At 74.8% G+C, this 21,135-nt stretch carries 17 protein-coding genes and 1 pseudogene; 12 read left to right on the top strand and 6 right to left on the bottom strand.

Annotated features, from left to right (window positions below):
• Positions 1–24: 24 nt before the first annotated feature.
• A pseudogene (locus tag ACZ6Y7_RS14215) lies at positions 25–993 on the bottom strand (endonuclease/exonuclease/phosphatase family protein); the annotation flags it as partial.
• Here ACZ6Y7_RS14215 and ACZ6Y7_RS14220 point away from each other — a divergent pair.
• From ACZ6Y7_RS14220 to ACZ6Y7_RS14245, 6 genes are all read left to right on the top strand, one after another.
• The gene (locus tag ACZ6Y7_RS14220) at positions 986–1,612 is read left to right on the top strand and encodes a PadR family transcriptional regulator (RefSeq protein WP_465758180.1); all 627 of its coding nucleotides are present in this window, start codon (positions 986–988) and stop codon (positions 1,610–1,612) included. The pseudogene ACZ6Y7_RS14215 and the gene ACZ6Y7_RS14220 overlap by 8 nt on opposite strands.
• 62 nt (positions 1,613–1,674) lie before the next feature.
• Complete coding sequence (locus ACZ6Y7_RS14225; protein ID WP_465758181.1) at positions 1,675–2,439, top strand: ABC transporter ATP-binding protein; 765 nt, start codon at positions 1,675–1,677, stop codon at positions 2,437–2,439.
• The gene (locus ACZ6Y7_RS14230) at positions 2,436–5,300 is read left to right on the top strand and encodes an FtsX-like permease family protein (protein ID WP_465758182.1); all 2,865 of its coding nucleotides are present in this window, start codon (positions 2,436–2,438) and stop codon (positions 5,298–5,300) included. Before ACZ6Y7_RS14225 ends, ACZ6Y7_RS14230 begins: the two co-directional genes overlap by 4 nt.
• A gap of 145 nt (positions 5,301–5,445) precedes the next feature.
• A complete protein-coding gene (locus ACZ6Y7_RS14235) occupies positions 5,446–6,849 on the top strand; it encodes a dipeptidase (RefSeq protein WP_465758183.1) in 1,404 nt (467 codons plus the stop codon).
• Positions 6,850–6,981: 132 nt separating this feature from the next.
• On the top strand, positions 6,982–7,932 hold the full coding sequence (nudC, locus tag ACZ6Y7_RS14240) for an NAD(+) diphosphatase (RefSeq protein ID WP_465758184.1): 951 nt from the start codon (positions 6,982–6,984) through the stop codon (positions 7,930–7,932).
• A gap of 209 nt (positions 7,933–8,141) precedes the next feature.
• Positions 8,142–8,981: a GntR family transcriptional regulator gene (locus ACZ6Y7_RS14245; protein ID WP_465758185.1), complete on the top strand. Its 840-nt coding sequence runs from the start codon at positions 8,142–8,144 to the stop codon at positions 8,979–8,981.
• 32 nt (positions 8,982–9,013) lie between these two features.
• Here ACZ6Y7_RS14245 and ACZ6Y7_RS14250 read toward each other — a convergent pair whose 3' ends face one another.
• Positions 9,014–9,271 (bottom strand): mycoredoxin, encoded by a 258-nt coding sequence (locus ACZ6Y7_RS14250; protein ID WP_355268016.1) that lies wholly within the window; start codon positions 9,269–9,271, stop codon positions 9,014–9,016.
• A gap of 164 nt (positions 9,272–9,435) precedes the next feature.
• On the opposite strand from ACZ6Y7_RS14250, the gene ACZ6Y7_RS14255 reads away from it, so the two are divergent.
• The 4 genes from ACZ6Y7_RS14255 to ACZ6Y7_RS14270 all read left to right on the top strand — a co-directional run bounded on the left by ACZ6Y7_RS14255 (position 9,436) and on the right by ACZ6Y7_RS14270 (position 13,352).
• Positions 9,436–11,703 (top strand): ATP-dependent DNA helicase UvrD2, encoded by a 2,268-nt coding sequence (locus ACZ6Y7_RS14255; RefSeq protein ID WP_465758186.1) that lies wholly within the window; start codon positions 9,436–9,438, stop codon positions 11,701–11,703.
• Positions 11,704–11,961: 258 nt separating this feature from the next.
• Positions 11,962–12,420 carry a hypothetical protein gene (locus ACZ6Y7_RS14260; protein WP_465758187.1) on the top strand — a complete coding sequence of 153 codons (459 nt, stop codon included), beginning with the start codon at positions 11,962–11,964 and terminating at the stop codon, positions 12,418–12,420.
• Positions 12,421–12,588: 168 nt separating this feature from the next.
• A complete protein-coding gene (locus ACZ6Y7_RS14265; RefSeq protein ID WP_402219043.1) occupies positions 12,589–12,957 on the top strand; it encodes a WhiB family transcriptional regulator in 369 nt (122 codons plus the stop codon).
• Positions 12,954–13,352 (top strand): hypothetical protein, encoded by a 399-nt coding sequence (locus ACZ6Y7_RS14270; protein WP_465758188.1) that lies wholly within the window; start codon positions 12,954–12,956, stop codon positions 13,350–13,352. Before ACZ6Y7_RS14265 ends, ACZ6Y7_RS14270 begins: the two co-directional genes overlap by 4 nt.
• Positions 13,353–13,456: 104 nt before the next feature.
• On the opposite strand, the gene ACZ6Y7_RS14275 is transcribed toward ACZ6Y7_RS14270, so the two are convergent.
• Positions 13,457–14,908 (bottom strand): ABC1 kinase family protein, encoded by a 1,452-nt coding sequence (locus ACZ6Y7_RS14275; RefSeq protein ID WP_465758189.1) that lies wholly within the window; start codon positions 14,906–14,908, stop codon positions 13,457–13,459.
• Positions 14,909–15,470: 562 nt separating this feature from the next.
• The gene (locus ACZ6Y7_RS14280; RefSeq protein WP_465758190.1) at positions 15,471–16,559 is read right to left on the bottom strand and encodes a TOMM precursor leader peptide-binding protein; all 1,089 of its coding nucleotides are present in this window, start codon (positions 16,557–16,559) and stop codon (positions 15,471–15,473) included.
• Positions 16,560–16,814: 255 nt separating this feature from the next.
• On the opposite strand from ACZ6Y7_RS14280, the gene ACZ6Y7_RS14285 reads away from it, so the two are divergent.
• The gene (locus tag ACZ6Y7_RS14285; protein ID WP_465758191.1) at positions 16,815–17,555 is read left to right on the top strand and encodes a M48 metallopeptidase family protein; all 741 of its coding nucleotides are present in this window, start codon (positions 16,815–16,817) and stop codon (positions 17,553–17,555) included.
• A gap of 121 nt (positions 17,556–17,676) precedes the next feature.
• Here the strand turns inward: ACZ6Y7_RS14285 and ACZ6Y7_RS14290 are convergent, their stop codons facing one another.
• Both ACZ6Y7_RS14290 and ACZ6Y7_RS14295 read right to left on the bottom strand, forming a co-directional pair.
• On the bottom strand, positions 17,677–18,264 hold the full coding sequence (locus ACZ6Y7_RS14290; protein WP_465758192.1) for an NUDIX hydrolase: 588 nt from the start codon (positions 18,262–18,264) through the stop codon (positions 17,677–17,679).
• Positions 18,261–19,784 (bottom strand): zinc-dependent metalloprotease, encoded by a 1,524-nt coding sequence (locus ACZ6Y7_RS14295; protein WP_465758193.1) that lies wholly within the window; start codon positions 19,782–19,784, stop codon positions 18,261–18,263. Before ACZ6Y7_RS14295 ends, ACZ6Y7_RS14290 begins: the two co-directional genes overlap by 4 nt.
• Before the next feature lie 198 nt (positions 19,785–19,982).
• Between ACZ6Y7_RS14295 and ACZ6Y7_RS14300 the strand changes: the two genes are divergently transcribed.
• The gene (locus ACZ6Y7_RS14300; RefSeq protein WP_465758194.1) at positions 19,983–21,131 is read left to right on the top strand and encodes an NAD-dependent epimerase/dehydratase family protein; all 1,149 of its coding nucleotides are present in this window, start codon (positions 19,983–19,985) and stop codon (positions 21,129–21,131) included.
• Positions 21,132–21,135 lie beyond the last annotated feature (4 nt).

Here is a 21,135-nt window from a genome sequence, read left to right on the forward strand (position 1 = left end):
GCCCACCGCCGTGCGCGGCACGCCGACCGCCAGCACGTGGTCGAACTGGACCGCCGGCCGGTGCGAGGGGTAGGTCGGGGTGCGCGCCAGGTCGTACCAGCCCTGCAGTCGGGCGCGGGGCTCGCGCACCCGCCGCCGGCGCGGCTCGGTCAGTCGCGGCCGGGCCCGCCGGGCCGCCCGCAGCTCCCGCACCCGCACCCGCGGCGCGCTGCGGTCCAGCGCGGTCGCCCCGCCGAGCACCGTGCGGGGCACCGCGCCGACCAGGTTGAAGTCGCCCAGCACCAGGTACGGCTGCGGCAGGTCGGCGATCCACCGCCGGATGCCGGCCAGCTGCGCCATGTTCCAGCCGGGCACGAAGGACAGGTGCGCCGCCACCACGGTGAACGGCCCGCGCTCGCCCTCCAGGACGGCCGCCAGCGCGGCCCGCGGCTCGTCCGGCACCGGTGTCAGCCCGCGCCGTCCGGCCACCCGCAGCGGCAGCCCGAACGGCGCCGGGGCGAAGCGCCGGGCCCGCCAGTGCCGCACCGGCAGCCGGGTCAGCAGCGCCGTCCCGTACGAGGGCGGGGCACCGTCGCCGGTCTCGGCGGGCCCGTACACCCGCAGGCCGTTCGGCCCGGACGGGTCGGGCAGCCAGCCCGCGACCGGGCCCGGGCGGCCGTGCAGCGCGGCGGCGAAGCGCCAGTCCTTGGCCCCCATCGCCGCGGCCGCCACCGCCGCCTGGTCGGTGCCGCCGGAACGCACCTGGTGCCGGTCCACCTCCTGCAGCGCCAGGACGTCGGCGTCCAGCGCGGCCACCGCTTCGGCGAGCGGCTCCCCGGCGTCGGAGGGGTACGGCCGCGGCGCGCCGTCCGGGGCGAGCGGCTGACCGTGCAACAGGTTGAAGGTGGCGATGCGCAACTGGCTCACACCGCACGACGGTACCCGGTCGCCCGGGGGAGGGGGCGCGGCTTGAGGCGGGAGGGCATACCGGGTATACATACCGAGTATGTCCATCCGTCACGGTCTGCTCGCCCTGCTCGACCAGGGCCCGCGCTACGGCTACCAGCTGCGCACCGAGTTCGAGGCGCGCACCGGCGCCACCTGGCCGCTCAATGTCGGGCAGGTCTACACCACGCTGTCCCGGCTGGAGCGCGACGGCCTGGTCGAGGCCGCCGGGGAGGACGACGAGGGCCACCAGTTCTACGCCGCCACCGACGCCGGCCGCGCCGAGCTGAGGGCCTGGTTCGACACCCCGGTGCCCCGCACCAACCCGCCGCGCGACGAGCTGGCGATCAAGCTCGCGATGGCCGTCACCGTGCCGGGGGTGGACGTCTCCGCCGTCGTCCAGGGCCAGCGCCGGCACAGCATCAAGGCGCTGCAGGACTACACCCGGCTCAAGGGCCGCGCCCTGGCCGGCGAGTCGCGGCCCGGCGTGGTGCCCTCCGCGAGCAACGACCTGGCCTGGCTGCTCGTCCTCGACCAGCTGATCTTCCAGACCGAAGCCGAGATCCGCTGGCTCGACCACTGCGAGACCCGGCTCGCCCAGCAGGCCGAACTCCTGCAGGCCCGCAGCGCCGAGGCCGCCCGCGACGGCGGCGCGCCCGCCCGACGCGGCCGCCGCCTGCGCGCCTGAGACCGCCGGCACCCGAACCACCGGCCCGGCCCCGGGCCCACACCCAGCACAAGGGGGGAATCGTGTCCCACACCCAAGAGTCCCGGCAGGCGCCGGTGCTGCACCTGGAGAACGTCACCCGCGTCCACGGCCACGGCGCGGCCGAGGTCCAGGCCCTGCGCGGGGTCGACCTCAAGGTCCACCCCGGCGAGTTCGTCGCCGTCATGGGCCCCTCCGGCTCCGGCAAGTCGACCCTGCTCACCCTGGCGGGCGGCCTCGACACCCCGAGCAGCGGCCGGGTCCTGGTCGAGGGCGTCGTCCTCGGCGACCTCAACCGCAAGAAGCTCGCCCAGGTCCGCCGCCGCTCCGTCGGCTACGTCTTCCAGGACTACAACCTGATACCGGCCCTCACCGCGGCCGAGAACATCTCGCTGCCGCGCGAACTCGACGGCCTGTCCGCCCGCGCCGCCCGCCGCGAGGCCCTCGCCGCCCTGGAGGAGCTCGGCATCCCCGAACTCGCCGACCGCTTCCCCGACGACATGTCCGGCGGGCAGCAGCAGCGCGTCGCCATCGCCCGCGCGCTGATCGGCGACCGCCGCCTGGTCCTCGCCGACGAACCCACCGGCGCCCTCGACTCCACCACCGGCGAAGCCGTCCTCGCCGTCCTGCGCGCCCGCTGCGACGCCGGCGCCGCCGCCATGATGGTCACCCACGAGGCCCGGCACGCCGCCTGGGCCGACCGCGTGGTCTTCCTGCGCGACGGCCGCATGGTCGACGAGTCCCTCAGCCAGGACGCCGCCAGCCTGCTCGTCAGCGCCGCCACCAACAGCATGAAGGTGGACGAGTGAAGCTCAGCGCCTGGCGGGTCGCCCTGCGCGTCGCCCGCCGTGACGCCCTGCGCGCCAAGGGCCGCAGCGCCCTGGTCATCGCGATGGTCGCGCTGCCCGTCCTCGGCGTCACCGGCGCCGACGTGGTCTTCCGCAGCGGCGAACTCTCGCCCGCCGAACACGCCGTACGGGTCATGGGCCAGGCCGCCGCCGAACTGGAGATGCTCGAACGCGGCTCCTCCGTCCAGCAGGCGCCCGACCCGGCACAGGGCTTCTCCGTCGTGAGCCCCAAGGACACGGCCAAGGACGGCACCGCCCCGCAGTACACGCCCGAGCAGCAGCAGGCCCTGGACACCGCCCCCGGCGAGCTGGCCCGCCGACTGCTCCCGGCGGGCGCCACCCTGGTCCCCGAACGCCAGGGCCCGTTCACGGCGGCGAGCAGCGCCGCGGGCCTGCTCAGCACCCGGATCACCGAGGCCGACCTGACCGACCCGGTCTGGCGGGGCCGGATGAACCTGGTCGAGGGCCGCGCCCCCACCGGCGACGCGGAAGCCGCCGTCACCCCCGACTTCCTCAAGCGCTCCGGCCTCGGGATCGGCGACCGGACCGCCGTCCGCGGCCTGGAGGACTCCCCCTTCACCATCACCGGCGTCTACGAGTACCCCGGCGACCTGAAGGCCACCGAGCTGTTCACCCGCCCCGGCAGCCTGATCGACCGCCTCGCCAAGACCCCCGGGGCGAGCCGCGGCTCCTCCGGCGGCACCGGCGAGCCCACCCGCTGGCTGGTGAAGCTCCCCGACGGCGCGGGCCTCGGCTGGCACGAGGTCACCGAGCTCAACCGGTACGGCTTCACCGTCACCTCGCGCGCCGTCCTGATCGACCCCCCGGCGCGCGCCGACGTCCCGTACTTCACCGAGCAGGACCACGTGCGGGGCGGCCAGACCCCGTACTTCAACCGGACCTCGATCGTCATCCTCGCCACGGTCGTCGGCATGGCCCTGCTGGAGATCGTCCTCCTCGCGGGCCCCGCCTTCGCCGTCGGGGCGCGACGCTCCCGGCGGCAGCTCGGGCTGCTCGCCGCGGCCGGCGGTGAGCGCGCCAACGTCCGCGCCGTCGTCCTCGGCGGCGGCATCGTCCTCGGCGTGACCGGCGCCGCGGTCGGCCTCGGCCTCGGCATCGGGCTGGTCGCGCTGCTGCGGACCCGGGCCGAGGAGTACTCCGGCGAGCGCTTCGGCCACTTCGACCTCCAGCCGCTCGATCTGCTCGGGATCCTGCTGGTCGGCCTGGTCACCGGGCTGCTCGCCGCCGTCGTGCCCGCCGTCCAGGCCTCCCGTCAGGACGTCGTCGTCGCGCTGACCGGCCGCGAGTCGCTCAAGCCCCCGAACCGCAAGCTCGCCCTGCTCGGCCTGCTGATGCTCGGCGGCGGCGCGGCCCTCGCCCTGCTCGGCGCCACCGCCGGGATCGGCAACCGCAGCCTGTCCGTCCTCGGCGGCTCGGTCGTCGCCGAACTCGGCATGGTCGCCCTCACGCCGACCCTGGTCAGCCTGTTCGGCCGGCTCGGACGCTGGCTCTCGCTCGGCCCCCGGCTCGCCCTGCGCGACTCCGTGCGCCACCGCGCCCGCACCGCGCCCGCCGTCGCCGCCGTCATGGCCGCGGTGGCCGGCTCCGTCGCCGTCGGCGTCTACTCGGCGAGCTACGAGGAGGAGAACCAGCGGAACTACGTCGCCAGCGCCCCCGCCGGAGCAGTCCTGCTCGGCCACGGCTGGCTGGACCAGACCGACGGCAGGCTGCTGCCGCAGCTGCGCGACTCCGTCGAGCGCAGCATCCCGGACCTCGGTCCGCGCGCCGACGTCGAGCGCGTCCACTACAAGGGCGACTGCTCCGACGACACCCCCTGCGGCTACGTCAGCGTCGAGTTGCCCAAGGAGCTCCGCTGCCCCGCCTACGACCGCGAACGGGAGTTCGACTCGGGTGAGATGGACCGGATCCTGGAGTCGGACGAGCGCTGCCGGCGGGACACCCGGCGCTCCGCCCCCTTCGGATCGCTCAACGCCGGCGACGCGACGCTGCTGCACAACCTCTACGGCGTCACCGACCCGGCCCCCGGCCAGGCCCTCGCCGCCGGCAAGGCCGTGGTGTTCGACGCCCAGTACCTGAAGGGCGGCAAGGCCGTCCTCCAGTTCGTCGAACCCGTCGACCCGAACGGCGCCCGCGGCACGAAGGCCGCCGTCAGCGAGATCAGCATCGACGCCGTGCTGGCCGACGCCGCGATGCCGTCCCCGGGCCAGGCGGTGATCAGCCCGGCCACCGCCGCCAAGCTGGGCCTGACCACCACCCCGGCGGGCTCGGTCTGGCTGCCCGGCACGGTGCCCTCCGACGACGCCCAACAGAAGGCCGACGGCGCGCTGGGCAAGATCACCGACCGCCAGCTGCTCGCCGTCGAACGCGGCTACCACTCCAGTGCCGGGCTCGTCCGGCTCGGCCTGACCGTGTTCGCCGCCCTGGTCGCCCTGGGTGCGGCCGGCATCGCCACCGGACTGGCCGCGGCCGACTCCCAGCGCGACCTGACCACCCTCGCGGCGGTCGGCGCCGAGCCCCGCATCCGGCGCTCGCTGTCCGGCTTCCAGTGCGGCGTGATCGCCGCCATGGGCGCCGTGCTCGGCGTGGTCTGCGGCATCGTGCCGGGCGTGGCGGTGCGCAAGGTCGAGGGCGCGGCGAGCAGCTACCCCGGGATGAGCTCCGCGGAGATCGCCAACAAGGCGATCGTCGTCTTCCCGTGGCCGACCATCGCCGCCACCGTGGTGCTGCTGCCACTCCTCGCGGCCGGCCTCGCGGCGCTGCTGACCCGCTCGCGGATCACCATGCTGCGCCGCTCGGGCTGAGCCCGTACCCCCGCCCCGCCCCAGCGTCCGTCACCCCCGTCCGCGCCCCCGTCGCGGCGGGGGTGACGGACGTTACAGCCCGAGGAGCGCCCGGCAGCCGGACGGCCGGGGCGGGCACCCGCGCGGGCGAACTACAGTCGTCGGTATGACGAGAACCCCGGACAGCGCCGTCCGCTCCTACATCGAGTCGCACCAGGCCGACTTCCTGGCCGACCTCTCCGACTGGCTGGCCATCCCCTCGGTCTCCGCCGATCCGGAGCGCGCCGACGACGTGCGGCGCTCCGCGGAGTGGCTGGCCGCCAAGCTGCGCGGGACGGGCTTCCCGGTGGCCGAGGTGTGGGAGACCGACGGCCTGCCGGCGGTGTTCGCCGAGTGGCCCTCCGGGGACCCGTCCGCCCCGACCGTCCTGGTCTACGGGCACCACGACGTGCAGCCCGCCGCGAAGGAGGACGGCTGGGACACCGAGCCGTTCACCCCGACCGTGGTCGGCGGCCGGCTGTACGCGCGCGGCGCCGCCGACGACAAGGGCCAGGTGTTCTTCCACACGCTGGGCGTGCGCGCCCACCTGGCCGCGACCGGCCGCACCGCGCCGGCCGTCAACCTCAAGCTGCTGATCGAGGGCGAGGAGGAGTCCGGCTCGCCGAACTTCGCCGACCTGGTGCGCCGGCAGGCCGGACGGCTGGCCGCCGACGTGGTCGTCATCTCGGACACCGGCATGTGGTCCGCCACCACGCCGACCGTCTGCACCGGCATGCGCGGCCTCGCCGACGCCCAGATCGACCTGTTCGGGCCGGACACCGACATCCACTCCGGCTCCTTCGGCGGCGCCGTCCCCAACCCGGCCCAGGTCGCGGCCGAGCTGGCGGCCGCGCTGCACGACGCCGACCGCAGGGTGGCGATCCCGGGCTTCTACGACGGCGTGCTCGAACTGACCGAGCGCGAGCGCGAGCTGTTCGCCGAGCTGCCGTTCGACGAGGAGCAGTGGCTGCGGGTCGCCAAGTCGTACGGCACCCGCGGCGAGGCCGGCTACTCGACCCTGGAGCGGATCTGGGCCCGGCCGACCGCCGAGGTCAACGGCATCTGGGGCGGCTACACCGGCCCCGGCGGCAAGACCATCGTCCCCGCGTCCGCGCACCTGAAGCTGTCCTTCCGGCTGGTCGCCGGGCAGGAGGTGGAGAAGGTCCGCGAGGCGGTGCGCGCGTGGGTGGCCGAGCGGGTGCCCGAGGGCGTCCGGTACGAGCTGGTCTTCCCCGGCGCGACCCGGCCCTGCCTGACCCCGCTGGACCACCCGGCGCTGCGGTCCACCGTCCGCGCGATGGAACGGGCCTTCGGGCAGCGCGTCCTCTTCACCCGCGAGGGCGGCTCCGGCCCCGCCGCGGACCTGCAGGACGTCCTGGGCGCGCCGGTGCTGTTCCTCGGCATCTCGGTGCCCTCGGACGGCTGGCACTCGGTGAACGAGAAGGTCGAGCTGGACCTGCTGGCCAAGGGCGTGGAGACCGCCGCCTACCTGTGGGGCGACCTGGCCGAGAACTTCCGGCCCGGCGCGTGACCCTGGCTCCGCACACCACGGCCTCCGCGCGGACCGCGGCGGCCGTTCGCACCGCGGCGGCCGTGCACGCCACGGCCGCCGTCCGCGAGACCGCCCGTCAGATCACTCATCCGGATGATTCACCACGTGGGGATGGAACCTGTGAGCACCGTGCCTGAGACCGAGCGCCCGTTGCAGCTGGCACTGGCCAGGGCCGGGGTCGACCGGGCCGCCGAGCACCGGTTCGACGAGCCCTGGCTGGCGGCGGCCTGGAGCCACCCGACCACCCGGGTGCTCCCGATCGCCGGCGGGGAGGCCTTCGTGGTCGACACCGCGCGGGGCACCGAACTGGTGCTGCTGCCCTCCTTCGAGGCCCCGCAGACCGGCGACCGCTACTTCCTGGGCACCGACGAGGACGGCGTGTCCTACTTCGCGCTGGCCGGCGAGAGCCTGCCCGGGCGGCTGGACGGCGACGCCCGTCCGGCCGGGCTGCGCGAGGTCGGCGCGATGCTGTCCGACCGCGACGCCGGGCTGCTGGTGCACGCCGTCGCGCTGGAGCACTGGCACCGGCTGCACAGCTTCTGCTCGCGCTGCGGGCACCCGACCGAGAAGGCCGGCGCCGGGCACGTGCGGCGCTGCACCTCCTGCGCGGCCGAGCACTACCCCCGCACCGACCCGGCGGTGATCATGGTGATCACCGACGAGCAGGACCGCTGCCTGCTCGGCCGCCAGGCGCTGTGGCCCGAGGGTCGCTGGTCGACCCTGGCCGGCTTCGTCGAGCCGGGGGAGTCGATCGAGCAGGCGGTGGCCCGCGAGGTGCACGAGGAGGCGGGCGTGCGGGTCGGCGAGGTCCAGTACGTGGCCAGCCAGCCCTGGCCGTTCCCGTCCAGCCTGATGCTCGGCTTCACCGGCAAGGCGCTGCCCGGCGGGACCGAGATCACCGTGGACGGCGAGGAGCTGGCCGAGGCGCGCTGGTTCTCCCGCGAGGAGCTGCGGGCCGGGATGGAGGCGGGCGAGATCCTGCCGCCGTCCGGCATCTCGATCGCCCGTCATCTGGTCGAGCTCTGGTACGGCGAGCCGCTGCCCTCGGCGGCGCGCTGGTAATGCGAGACGAACGGGGGCGCGCGGCCAATGCCGCACGCCCCCGTTTTTCTTTCCGATCCCTTTCCGAATTCCTCACGACCCGATGTTCGTATCCGGACGGGCCAGTTCTGCTACCGGGACGCACGTCCGGTGCGGCACCGTCAACCCGCACGGACGACATTGCCGGAAACGGCTGAAACCGCGTCACCGCGCTCGCTACATTCACTCGGGTGACAATCCCCCGGGGCACCGCCCAATCCCCCAAATACCAGCGCCTCGCCGCCGACCTCCGCCGTCGGATCGCCGAGGGCGAGTTCACCGCCGACGCCGCACTGCCGGTCGAGAGCGAACTGGAGCGCCAGTACGGCGTCGCCCGCAACACCGTCCGCCTCGCGGTCGACGTCCTGGTCAACGAGGGCCGACTGGTCCGCCTCCAGGGCAAGGGCACCTACCTGCGCGAACACCCCGTCCTCGACCACCGCGCCTACGGGCCCACGCTGGCCCCCGCGCCGCGCGACTGCCTGGCCGCGCCCTCCGCCGTCTACCTCGGCGAGGCCGCCGAGGCCGGACGCGAACTCGGCACCGACTTCGAGATGATGATCGTCCGGGCCCGGGTGGACATCGCCGAACGGCTCGGACTGCGCCCCGGCGAGGCCATCGTGGTCCGCCGCCAGCTGCGGCTGCTCGACCGCGAGCCGTACTCCATCGAGGAGAGCCACTACCGGGCCGGCCTCGCCGCCGGCACCCCGCTGATGGAGCCCGACCCCGTCGACGGCGGGGACGAGGCGGTGCTCGCCGCGCTCGGCCGGGTCGAGATCGGCGCCGTCGACCACCTGGTGGCCCGGATGCCCGGCCCCGAGGAGGCCCAGTGGTTCCAGGGCGGCCCCGGCGTCCCGCTCATGGTGCAGACCCGCGTCACCTACGACCGGCGCGGGCCCGTCCGGGTCATCGAGACCCGCTACTCGGCCGACCGCAGCCGGCTCGTCTACGGCGTCGGCGACCTGGGCGCGCGCACCACGCTGCCCGCGCCCGCCGCGCCGGTCGACCCCGCCCGGGCCGACGCGCCGTGACGCGCGCCGGCCGGACGGACGGACCGGCCGGCTCAGGCCGCCAGGGCCTTCTTGACCTGCAGCAGGCTCGGGTTGGTCATGACGACCTGCTCGCCACCGCCCGCGGGCGTCACCAGCACCGTCGGCACCGTCTGGTTGCCGTTGTTCACCGACTCGACGAAGGACGCCGACGCCGGGTCCTCCTCGATGTTGATCTCGGTGTAGCCGATGCCTTCACGGTCCAGCTGGCTCTTGAGTCGGTTGCAGTACCCACACCAGGTCGTGCTGTACATCGTCACGGTGCCGGACATCGAGGGGGCTCCTTCGGAAGAGGGGTGCGTGCGGTCTCCGGACTGAACGTCCACCGGGCGGCGGGCATTCCGGCCCGCCATCCACCGCACCGCGGAGCGATCATCCTGCGATCACACCGGGCCTGTGGACAACCCCGCCCCCGTTGTCCCACCGGGCTGAGAGGATGGAACGCATGCAGGAAGACCTCTTGAGCGGCAGCCCGTACGACGGCCCCCACGGCTCCCCCTGGGCCGACCCCGGCGCCGCCACGGGCCCCGACGCCGTGCTCGCCGGGCTCGACCCCGAGCAGCGCGCCGTCGCCACCGCCCTGAACGGCCCCGTCTGCGTCCTCGCCGGCGCCGGCACCGGCAAGACCCGCGCCATCACCCACCGCATCGCCTACGGCGTGCGCAGCGGCGTCTACCACCCGCAGCAGGTCCTCGCCGTCACCTTCACCGCCCGCGCCGCCGGCGAGATGCGCGGCCGGCTGCGCCAGCTCGGCGCCGACGGCGTCCAGGCCCGCACCTTCCACGCCGCCGCCCTGCGCCAGCTCCAGTACTTCTGGCCGCGCGCCGTCGGCGGCCCCGTCCCGCAGCTGCTCGAACGCAAGGTCCAGCTGGTCGCGGAGTCCGCCGGCCGCTGCGGCCTGCGCGTCCAGCGCACCGAACTGCGCGACCTCACCGCCGAGATCGAGTGGGCCAAGGTCACCCAGACCGCCCCCGAGGACTACCCGGCCGCCGTCGCCAAGTCCGGCCGCGAAGCCCCCCGCGACCCGGCCGAGACCGCCCAGGTCTACCGCGTCTACGAGGAGACCAAGAGCCGCCGCGGCAGCATGGACTTCGAGGACGTCCTGCTGCTCACCGCCGCCATCCTGGAGGACCGCCCGGACATCGCCGACCAGGTCCGCTCCCAGTACCGGCACTTCACCGTCGACGAGTACCAGGACGTCTCCCCGCTCCAGCAGCGCCTGCTCGACCAGTGGACCGGCCCCGGCGGCGGCGCCAGCCTCTGCGTCGTCGGCGACGCCAGCCAGACCATCTACTCCTTCACCGGCGCCACCCCCGACTACCTGCTGAACTTCCGCAGCCGCCACCCCGAGGCCACGGTCGTCAAACTCGTCCGCGACTACCGCTCCACCCCCCAGGTCGTCCACCTCGCCAACGGGCTGCTCGCCCAGGCCCGCGGCGAGGCCGCCCGCCACCGCCTGGAACTCGTCTCCCAGCGCGAGGCCGGCCCCGAGCCGGTCTACACCGAATACGAGGACGAGCCCACCGAGGCCGAGACCACCGCCCGGCGGATCAAGGAACTCCTCGCCGCCGGCGTGCGCGCCAGCGAGATCGCCGTCCTGTTCCGCACCAACGGCCAGTCCGAGGTCTACGAGCAGGCCCTCGCCGACCTCGGCGTGCCCTACCAGCTCAAGGGCGCCGAGCGGTTCTTCGAGCGCCCCGAGGTCCGCGACGCCGGCGTCCTGCTGCGCGGCGCCGCCCGCGCCGCCTCCGACCCGCTCACCGACGGCGCCCCCGACCTGGCCGGCCAGGTCCGCGCCGTCCTCGCCACGCGCGGCTTCACCCCCGAGCCCCCGGCCGGCTCCGGCGCCGTGCGCGACCGCTGGGAGTCCCTGGCCGCCCTCGTCCGGCTCGCCGAGGAGTTCGAGCGCACCCGCGCCGCCGAGGGCCGCACCACCGACCTCGCCGCCTACGTCGCCGAACTCGACGCCCGCGCCGCCGCCCAGCACGCCCCCGCGGTCGAGGGCGTCACCCTCGCCTCCCTGCACGCCGCCAAGGGCCTCGAATGGGACGCCGTCTTCCTCGTCGGCCTCACCGAGGGCACCCTGCCGATCATCTACGCCAAGACCGACGAGCAGGTCGAGGAGGAGCGCCGGCTCCTCTACGTCGGCGTCACCCGCGCCCGCAAGCACCTCACCCTCTCCTGGGCCCTCTCCCGCTCCCCGGGCGGCCGTGCGAGCCGCAGGCCCAGCCGCTTCCTCGACGGGCTGCGCCCCGGCTCCACCGCCCCCGGCGCGCGGACCGGCGCGCGCGGCGGGCGCGGGGGCGTCGAACCCGGCGAGCGCTCCGCCGGCCGGCGGGTCCGCGGACCGGTCACGTGCCGGGTCTGCGAGCGCGTGCTCACCGACGCCGTCGAGCGCAAGCTGCGCCGCTGCGAGGGCTGCCCGTCCACGATGGACGAGGCGCTCTACGAGCGGCTGCGCGACTGGCGCGCCCGGCAGGCGAAGAAGCAGGGCGCCCCCGCCTACGTGGTCTTCACCGACGCGACGCTCATGGCGATCGCCGAGGACGTGCCCGCCGACCGCGGCGCACTGGCCTCGATCTCGGGGGTCGGTGCGATGAAGCTGGACAAGTACGGGGCCGCCGTGCTCTCGTTGTGTGCGGGGGAGGAGCCCGAGGAGGATCCGGACGGCGTCGAGGACGACGGTCCGGTCGATCCGGCGTGAGCCGGCGCGGGCGCGGTCCAGGGGACTGCTCGGGGACTTCGACACCGGCCGTGGAACACGCCGTGGAACTCGCCGCGAAAAATAGTTTGCGCGGCATACCGGGAGCGCAATAGCCTGCCGGAGCGGTCAAGGGGACGCGGTCGCACGGGGTGACACCTGTGCCGATTCCCCTCACCCACAGCTTTACCGAGACAGACATCCGAACATTCGGGGCCGGGGGAACCTGGCTCCGCGAGACGCCGAGAGGAGGCGAAGACAGTGGGAAACATCATGATCACCAAAATGACTGGCCAGACCGTTGTCGCTGCCTCCCTGCGTGCCGCCCGCCTGCGGGCGCTCGCCGAGCTCGGTGGAACCGGTCTGGGTCTCGACACCACCGGTGTCTCCGTCGCCCCCGTTGTCAGTGGTCTTGGACACACTGAGCTGTGCCTGACGGCCGGCAGGAGCATCGAAGGCACCGTTGTCGAGACCGGTCTGTCCCGTGACTGGGCGTCGGTCGGCACGTCGCGCTCCCCGCGCGATGAGCGACCGACCCAGGCACCGAAGGCGGCCGTAGCCGCTGCCATTCATGGCGGCTATGCGCGGGTCATCGGTGCCGGAAACGCCCAGAAGCAGAACGAGCAGCTGATCAACCAGGCCATGGCCGCCTTCAACGGCGCCAAGGCCGTCCGGATGCGGGCCTTCCGCGGGCCTGAACCCTGGAGCGAACGAACCTGAGCCAGCCTCAGGTCGGCCACTCCAGGGCCGCGGAACCCGTCACCACCGGGATCCGCGGCCCTTCTGTTTGTCCGGTACGCAAGACCACCCAGGCCCTCCGGGGCCTCCGGCCCAGCACCACCAGTCCACTGGGCCGGAACCACTGAGAAGACGAGGAAGACGCCCACAGTGTCCACGGTCATCACACCGCCCACCCCGTCCGTACCGCCGACAAGCCAGATCACCAAGGCCGACCAGGCCGACCCCCCGGAGGTTCCTTCCATGCAGATCAGCTCGATCGAGCAGGCCGAGGCTCTCGGTCTCCCCATCCCCTGCCGCGCCTTCGACCCCGAGGTCTTCTTCGCCGAGACGCCCGCCGACGTCGAGTACGCGAAGTCCCTCTGCGGCACCTGCCCGGTGAAGGACGCCTGCCTCGCCGGCGCCCTGGAGCGGCGTGAGCCGTGGGGCGTCTGGGGTGGCGAGCTCTTCGTCCAGGGCGTCGTCGTGGCCCGCAAGCGGCCGCGTGGCCGCCCGCGCAAGACCGAGGTCATGGCGTGAACCCCGCCGACCAGGCCAGGGTCGTCCGCCGGGGAGAGCAGCCCCCGCTGGACAGCGCCCTCCGCCGTTCCGTGCGGATCGCCGCCGCCAAGGCCGACGCCGCAGCCCGCAGTCCATTTCCGAGCACGCACCACGAGCAGGACCACGACATGAACCCCGCCGCCGTCGATCCCACCGCCCGCGCCGAGCAGGCCACCGAACGTCAGACCCAGAACAGGATCCTCGAAATGCAACTCCTCCACGAATCCCTGGCCCGGGCCCATATGCAAGACAGGCTCCACGAGGCCGAGAACCAACGGCTCGTCAGCCGGGTCGTCCGGGCCCGCAAGCTCAAGCAGCGGGCCGAGCGGGCCTCGCTGCGGGCCCGCAAGGCCCTGGCCGTGGCGCTGATGTAGCGCCCGCGGGCCCCCGGGCCCTCCGCTTGACCCCCGTCGTGCCGCAGGCCGCTCCCCTGGGAAGGGGAGCGGCCTGCGGCCGTCGGCGCGGGGTGCCGGCCGACTCAGCCCTCGGCGGCGCCGGTGCTCCTGCGCGCCTTCGACTGCCTCGGTTGCTGCCGGGCCGCTTGCGCCGTGTGCGCCGTGTGCGACTTGTCGGACTGCTTGGGCGGCTTGGGCTGCTCGGGCCGGTCGGCGAACTCCGGGAGCCACTCCAGCATCTCCGCGCGGAACGGCGCCTTGGCGCCCAGCTGGCAGAGCACGCCGATGGTGCTCAGCGTCACCCGATGGATCAGCAGGTACGCGGGCGGCAGGTTCAGCTGCTTGCCCAGGTCGTAGGCGGGCGAGCGCGGATCGGCGATCCGGGCCGCCTGGGCCCGCATCCAGGCCCGGGTGAAGTGGAAGTTCTCCACCGCGGCCGGCTCGATGATCGGCAACAGGTAGTCCAGCACCGCGTCCGGGTCCAGCTGGATCGAGGGCTTCACGAAGCCCTCCTCGCGCAGCATCTTCAGCACGCCCGCCGCGTCCCCGTCCAGGGCCATCCGCAGCGAGGCCCCGATCGGGGCGGGCAGCCCGCCCGGCAGCCGGTCCACCGTGCCGAAGTCCAGCACGCCCAGCCGCCAGCCGTCGGCCGGACCGTCGTCCTTCAGCAGCCGGAAGTTGCCCGGGTGCGGGTCGGCGTGCAGCAGACCGGTCCGGGAGGGGCCGGCGAACAGGAAGCGGGCCAGCAGCCGACCGGCGCGGTCGCGCTCCTCCTGGGTGCCGCGCGCGATCACCTCGGCCAGCGGGGTGCCGTCCATCCACTCGGTGATCAGCACCTGGTCGGCCTGGGCCACCACACCCGGCACCACGATGTCCGGGTCGCCCGCGAACTCCTCGGCGTGCCGGCGCTGGGCCTGCGCCTCCAACGCGTAGTCCAACTCCTCCGAGACGCGCTCGCGCAGCTCGGCGATCAGTGGCTTGATGTCCAGCCCGGGGATCAGCGGGCCCAGCAGCCAGGCCACCCGGCTCAGCTGCGACAGGTCCGCGAGCAGCGCGTCGCCCGCGCCCGGGTACTGCACCTTGACCGCGACCCGGCGCCCGTCGTGCCAGACCGCCCGGTGCACCTGGCCGATCGAGGCCGCCGCCGCAGGCCGGTCGTCGAACTCCAGGAACAGCCCGCGCCAGTCGGCCCCGAGCCGCTGGGCGAGCGCGGTGTGCACCGTGGCGGCGGGCATCGGGGGAGCGGCGTCCTGCAGCTTGGTGAGCGCCGCCCGGTACGGGCCGGCGACCTCCTCGGGCAGCGCGGCCTCGAAGACGGACAGCACCTGCCCGAACTTCATCGCCCCGCCCTTGAGCTCGCCGAGGACCTTGAAGAGCTGGTCCGCGGTGGCCTGTTGGAGCTCGGCGGTGACCACCTCGGCCGAGCGGCCGCCGATGCGCTTGCCCAGGCCGAGCGTGGCACGACCGGCTATCCCCAGCGGCAGGGCGGCGAGCCGTGCCGTGCGGGTCACTGCCTTGCGCGGAAGATCGCTCACCCGGGCCTCCATTCCCTGGCCCCCCGATCACCGGACGGCCGACCATCACTACGCCATTGTGCCCGTTCCCCGCCCCGGGCCCGTCGGAATTCTGCGGGGTGGGGGGCGGAGTGCCGTCCCTTCGCGGGGACTTGGGCGGCCTGGTTCGGCCCGGGGTCAGCGACCCTCAGGGTCTGCGCGGTCGGTGTGCTGTCGCTTTCTTCGGGGCCCCCTCCCCCCCTCCCCCCACCCCGCCCCGCCCCGTTCGTGTGGCCGTCTGGGCCTGACCTGGTTCGCCGGGCCCAGGCCAAGCCCGGGAGCCAAGCCCAGGCCGGTCCCCCGCCCAGGCCAGAGGCCGGGTCAGCCCAGGCCCGGGCTCGGCTCCGCCCAGGCCAGGCCCGGCCCTGACCAAGTCCAGGCTCGGGCTCGGCTTCGCCCAGGCCAGGCTCCGCCCAGACCAGGGGCCGCTCGGGCCAAGCCCAGGCTCGGGCCAAGCCCAGGCTCGGGCCAAGCCCAGGCTCGGGCCAAGCCCAGGCTCGGGCCAAGCCCAGGCCGGGGCCGGCTCAGTCAGGTGCCGGCCGGCTCAGGCCGGTGACAGCGGCTGCCAGAGGCAGCCGCAGTCCGGATGTCCGCGCAGCCTCAGCCGCCGGGCCATCCCGTCCGCCGCCGACACCTCGCACCACCCGTCCACGCTCGGCGGCCGACCGCCGTCCAGGTACACCTGCACCTGCAGCGCCGCCAGCCCGGCGACCGCCGTCGCCAGGGCCGTGTCGCAGGCCGGTGTCGGGGCGCGGCCCGGGCCCTGGTGGGCCAGCTGGGCCAGCACCCGGGGCCAGGCGGCGTCCTCGTCCTCCCGCCGTAGCACCAGGCAGTGCCCGCAGGCAGACTTCCCCGGGACCACCAGCGGCCCGACGACGCCGAACTCCTCGACCACACCCACGTACAGGTGCGGCACTCCGGCCCGCAGCAGCAGTCTGGCCTCATACGTCCCGCCCGCGAAGGCGGCGCTGCCGTCCCGGGGCGCGAGCACCACGAAGTCCGGCGGCGGGTCGCCGGGCCTGCGGCGCGGTGGGGGCGCCACCGGACGGCCCGCGGCGCGGTGCACGGCCTCCCGGGCCGCCGTGGTGCGCAGGCGCCCGACGTCCCCGGGCGGGAGCCCGGCGGGGGAGCAGTCCCCCGGCTTCACCCGGCCGTCGTCCGCGACGGTGACGCCACCCGCTCCGCCGGCGGCCAGCACCGCCGCCACGGCGGCGCCGACCCGACCCGCGCCGCGCACCTCGATCCGCGCGTCGGCCCGGCGGGCCAGGACGGCCGGTGCGGCGCCCGGACCGGAGTGCACCAGGGAGAGCGAGGCGAGGTCGGGCCCGAGCAGCTCCCGCTGCGGCTGGGGGAAGCGGGCCAGTGCGCGCTCGGCGGCCTCCGCGTCGTCCAGCAGCCCGGTCTCCGCGAGTTCGGTGAGCAGGGTGTCGGCGGGCTCGCGGCCGAGTCCGATCCGCTCGCCGGCCTCGATCAGCTCGGGCCGGTCGCGGGTGCCGTCGAGCAGCCCGAGGAACTCGCACAGCGTCGGGTCGGCGTTGCCGAGCACCCCCGCGTGGCGGGTGACGGTGCCGAACTGCAGGGTCTCGGAGTCCCGCCAGCTGCGGGACAGGGCGGGCTTCAGAGCGAGGCGCACGGCGATCTCCCTTCCGATCGTTTCCGGACGGCTGACCGCAGCATGCCCCATCGCGGCGACGAAGTGCCGAAGGTTATCCACAGGCCCGTGCACATGATCAGACCATCCGTTCGCACGCCCTGTGGATAACCGGCCATCCTCCCCGGCGTCGCTTTCCGGACACCCTTCGTCGACTTTTCGTTCCCGATCACTCCATGAAAGATTCCGGCCATGGCAGCGGACTTCTGTCCGTGCCACCGGGTAACGTCGTGTGCCATGGCAGCCGAGCGGGACTCCCATCCACCGGCGTCGCGTCGGCGTGCCCGTGCCGCGTCCGGGGCGCAGGTCGCGACGCCGAACACGCGCGGGCGCCCGGACCAGAAGCACGCGGAGCAGCAGTCGAGGCCGGCGCCGGCGCCGCATCCGTCCGGCGGGGCGCTCTCCCCGGAGCTGCACGACGGCCGACGGGTCGAGGTGCGGCGCAGCGCCCGCCGCAGCCGTACGGTCTCGGCCTACCGCGAGGGCGACCGTACGGTGGTGCTGATCCCGGCCCGGATGTCGCACGCCGAGGAGCAGCGCTGGGTCGCGCAGATGCTGGAGAAGCTCGCCGCCCAGGAGTCCCGGCGGATCCCCGGGGACGAGGCCCTGATGGCCCGGGCCCGCGAGCTGTCGGCCGCCTACCTGGACGATCGCGCCCACCCCAGCCAGGTCCGCTGGGTCACCAACCAGAATTCGCGCTGGGGCTCCTGCACGCCGAGCGAGGGCACGATCCGCCTCTCCCACCGGCTCCAGGGCATGCCGGAGTACGTGCTGGACTACGTGCTGCTGCACGAGCTGGCGCACCTGCTGGTGCCGGACCACGGCCCGGCGTTCTGGGCACTGCTGGAGGCCTACCCCCGGACGGAGCGGGCCCGGGGGTACCTGGAGGGCGTGGTGTCGGCCGCCCGGCTGCCGCACATCCCCGGCGCCCGGCACGCCGGCAGCCCTCGGCCCGGTCCGGCCGGTTCCTGCGGCTGACGCCGGCCGGGAGCGGTGGCCGGCGGGCGGGGCTCGCCACCAGGAGAGGCGCGAGGAGCGGAACGGAGATCCGAAGGGGGCGCGGGCCGATGCGGCCCGCGCCCCCTTCTGGTGCCGCGCCTCAGCGGGTGAGCCGACGCGCGCGGGCCACCAGGTCGCGCACCGAGTGGTCGGTGAGCTCCGGCAGCCGGTCGTAGTCGAACCAGCGCAGGTCCAGCGACTCCTCGCTGATCAGCGCCTGCGCGCCGGCCGGGGCCAGCGCGATGTACTGGACGTCCAGGTGGGTGTTCTCCGGCCGGTCCTTGCCGGCGCAGCGGACCTGGTGACGGTCCAGCTTGGCGGGGACGGGGGCGCCGTCCGACTCCAGCAGGACCAGGTCGGAGATACCGGACTCCTCGACGGCCTCGCGCAGCGCCGCCGAGGCGAGGTCGCCGTCGCCGGGCTCGCAGTGGCCGCCCATCTGCAGCCACAGGCCGACCTTGGGGTGCAGGGTGAGCAGCACCCGCCCGGCCGCCGGGTCGACGACCGCCGCGCTGGCGGTGATGTGCGCGGGCAGGCAGGACCGGTACAGCCCCTCGGGCTGCGCGGCCAGGTGCTCCAGGTAGTCCAGTCGCAGCCGCTCCTGGTCCTCCTCGGCGGGGCGCCAGGCGGACAGCGTGCGGACGGCGTCCGCGTGCAGGGTGGACGCGGACGTCTCGGTGTCCGTCATGCGGTGGGCTCGCCCTTCCCGTCGGAGTCGCTGCCGTCGTCCTTCGGCCCGCCGTCGCCCTTGGTGAGGTCGGGCTTGCCGGCCGCGGCCTCGCCGAGCAGCTTGTCGAGCGCGTCGAAGTCGATCCCGCCCTCCAGGTCCTCCGCGGTGCCGCGGTGCACGAAGGCGTCCGGGTCGTCGAGGTCGGCGGCGGTGGGCAGCATGTCCGGGTGCTCCCAGAGCGCGTCCCGGCCCTCGACACCGCGGGCGTCGGCGAGCAGCGCCCACAGCCGGGAGGCGTCGCGCAGTCGGCGCGGGCGCAGTTCCAGGCCGACCAGGGTGGCGAAGGTCTGCTCGGCGGGCCCGCCGGCCGCGCGGCGGCGGCGGACGGTCTCGCGCAGCGCGCCGGCCTGCGGCAGGTGCGGTTCGGCGGCGGCGTGGACCACGGCGTCGACCCAGCCCTCGACCAGCGCGAGCGCGGTCTCCAGGCGGGCGAGCGCGGCCTTCTGCTCGGGGGTGTCCTCGGGCTGGAGCAGGCCGCCGGCCAGCGCGTCCTGGAGTGCCTCGGGGTTGGTCGGGTCGAGCTGGCCGACCAGCTCCTCCATGCGGGAGGTGTCGACCTTGATGCCGCGGGCGTAGGCCTCGACGGCGCCCAGCAGGTGGGCGCGCAGCCACGGCACGTGGGCGAAGAGCCGCTGGTGGGCGGCCTCGCGCAGGGCGAGGTAGAGGCGGACCTCGTCGGCGGGCACGCTCAGGCCCTCGCCGAACTCGGCGACGTTCTGCGGCAGCAGCGCGGCCTTGCCGGCCGGTGCGAGCGGCAGGCCGACGTCGGCGGAGCCGACCACCTCGCCGGCCAGCGCGCCGAGCGCCTGGCCGATCTGGGTGCCGAACATGGCGCCGCCCATGGAGCGCATCATGCCCATCAGCGGGCCGGCCATGGCCTGCATCTCCTCGGGCAGGATGCCGCCCATGGCGTTGCCGACCCGCTCGGCGACCGGGTCGACCAGGTCCTTCCAGACCGGCAGGGTGGCCTCGATCCACTCGGCGCGGCTCCAGGCGACGGCGGTGCCGGCGCCGGACGGGAACTCGGTGGAGCCGTCGAGCCAGAGGTCGGCCAGCCGGACGGCCTCGGCGACGGCGGAGCGCTCGGCGTCGCTGACCGAGCGGTCCTTGCTCTTGCCCTCGGCGGGCTCGGCGACCACGGTCTGCCGGGCGATGTTGGTGGCGAGGTCCCAGTTCACCGGGCCGCCCTCGAACGAGAGCATCTGCCCGAGCTGCTGGAACGCGGCACCGAGGTCCCCCGGGTTCATGCCGCCGAACATCGCGGCGAAGGGGTTGTCGGCACCGGCGCCGCCGGGGCCGCCCGGGGTGCCGGGGAGGCCGAACATCGCGCCGAAGGGGTTGGCGCCCCCGAAGCCGAACGGCTGCGGGCCGGAGCCGGACCGGTCCTGGTCCTTCTTCTTCTGGGCGTCGTCGGGCTTGGCCTTGCCGTCCTCGGGCTCCTCGGGCGGAACGCCGAATCCGAAGGGAAGGTCGCTCACGGGGTCCTCGATCCGGTCGGCCGTCATGCGGGTGTGGCGGAAAAGTCTGCGCCCGGGGCGGCGGCGGAGTGGGGGACTCGGGGGCGGGTCCCGCGCGGCTGGCCCGCGCCGGGTGCACCGCCGGGCCTTCGCCTCGGGCAGGATGGACGTACGTGACACACGTCCGTACGCACATAAGCTAACCGTGGAGGATGGCCGGTGAGTTCCCCGCCTTCGGACGTTCGCTCTGGGCTGACCGGAGGAGAGGACGCGTCGGACACCACGGCGTCACCGCCTCCAGCGTACGGCGGACGGCCGCTGACCGTGGCGGTGACCGGCGCCGCGGGCGTGCTGGGCGAGCGGGTCGCGGCGCGACTGGTCGCCTCCCCGCACGTGAAGAAGGTCCTGGCGGTGGACGACCGGCGCGGCGAGGTCCCCGGCGTGCACTGGCGGGTGCTGGACGTGCGGGACCCGGCGGTGGCCGAGCGGCTGGCCGGGGTCGACGTGGTGGTGCACCTGGCGATGGACTTCGGCATGGAGTCGGATCCGCGCGCCCGCAGCGCCTACAACGTGCGCGGCGCCCAGACGGTGCTGACCGCGGCCGCCGCCGCCGGGGTGCACCGGGTGGTGCTGTGCACCTCGGCGATGGTCTACGGCGCGCTGGCCGACAACGAGGTGCCGCTGGCCGAGGACTCCGAGCTGCGGGCGACCGAGGAGGCCTCGCTGGTCGGGGACCTGCTGGAGATCGAGCGGCTGGCCCGCCGGGCTCCGCGCGCCCACCCCGGACTGCAGGTGACGGTGCTGCGCCCGGCCGTGGTGGTCGGGCCCGGGGTGGACACCGTGCTGACCCGGCACTTCGAGGCGCCCCGGCTGCTGGTGGTGGCCGGCTCGCGGCCGTGCTGGCAGTTCTGCCACGTGGACGACCTGTCGGCGGCGCTGGAGTACGCGGCGCTGGGCCTGGTCGAGGGCGAGGTGACGGCCGGCTGCGACGGCTGGCTGGAGCAGGAGGACGTGGAGCGGCTGTCGGGGATCCGGCGGATGGAGCTGCCGGCCGCGCTGGCGCTCGGCACGGCGGCCCGGCTGCACCGGCTGGGCCTGACCCCGGCGCCGGCCGGGGACCTGGCGTACACGATGTACCCCTGGGTGGTGTCCGGCAGCCGACTGCACGAAGCGGGCTGGCGTCCGGCGCACAGCAACGAGCAGGTGCTGGCCGAGCTGCTGGCCCAGGTGTCCGGCAAGCACGCGGTGGCCGGGCGCCGGCTGGGCGGTAAGGAGGCCGCGACCAGTCTGGGGGCGGCCGGGGCGACGGTGGCGCTGGTGGGTACGGCGGCGCTGGTGCGCCGGGCCCGCAAGCGGCGCCGGTTCTGACGCG

Source organism: Kitasatospora sp. NPDC053308 (assembly GCF_055585785.1).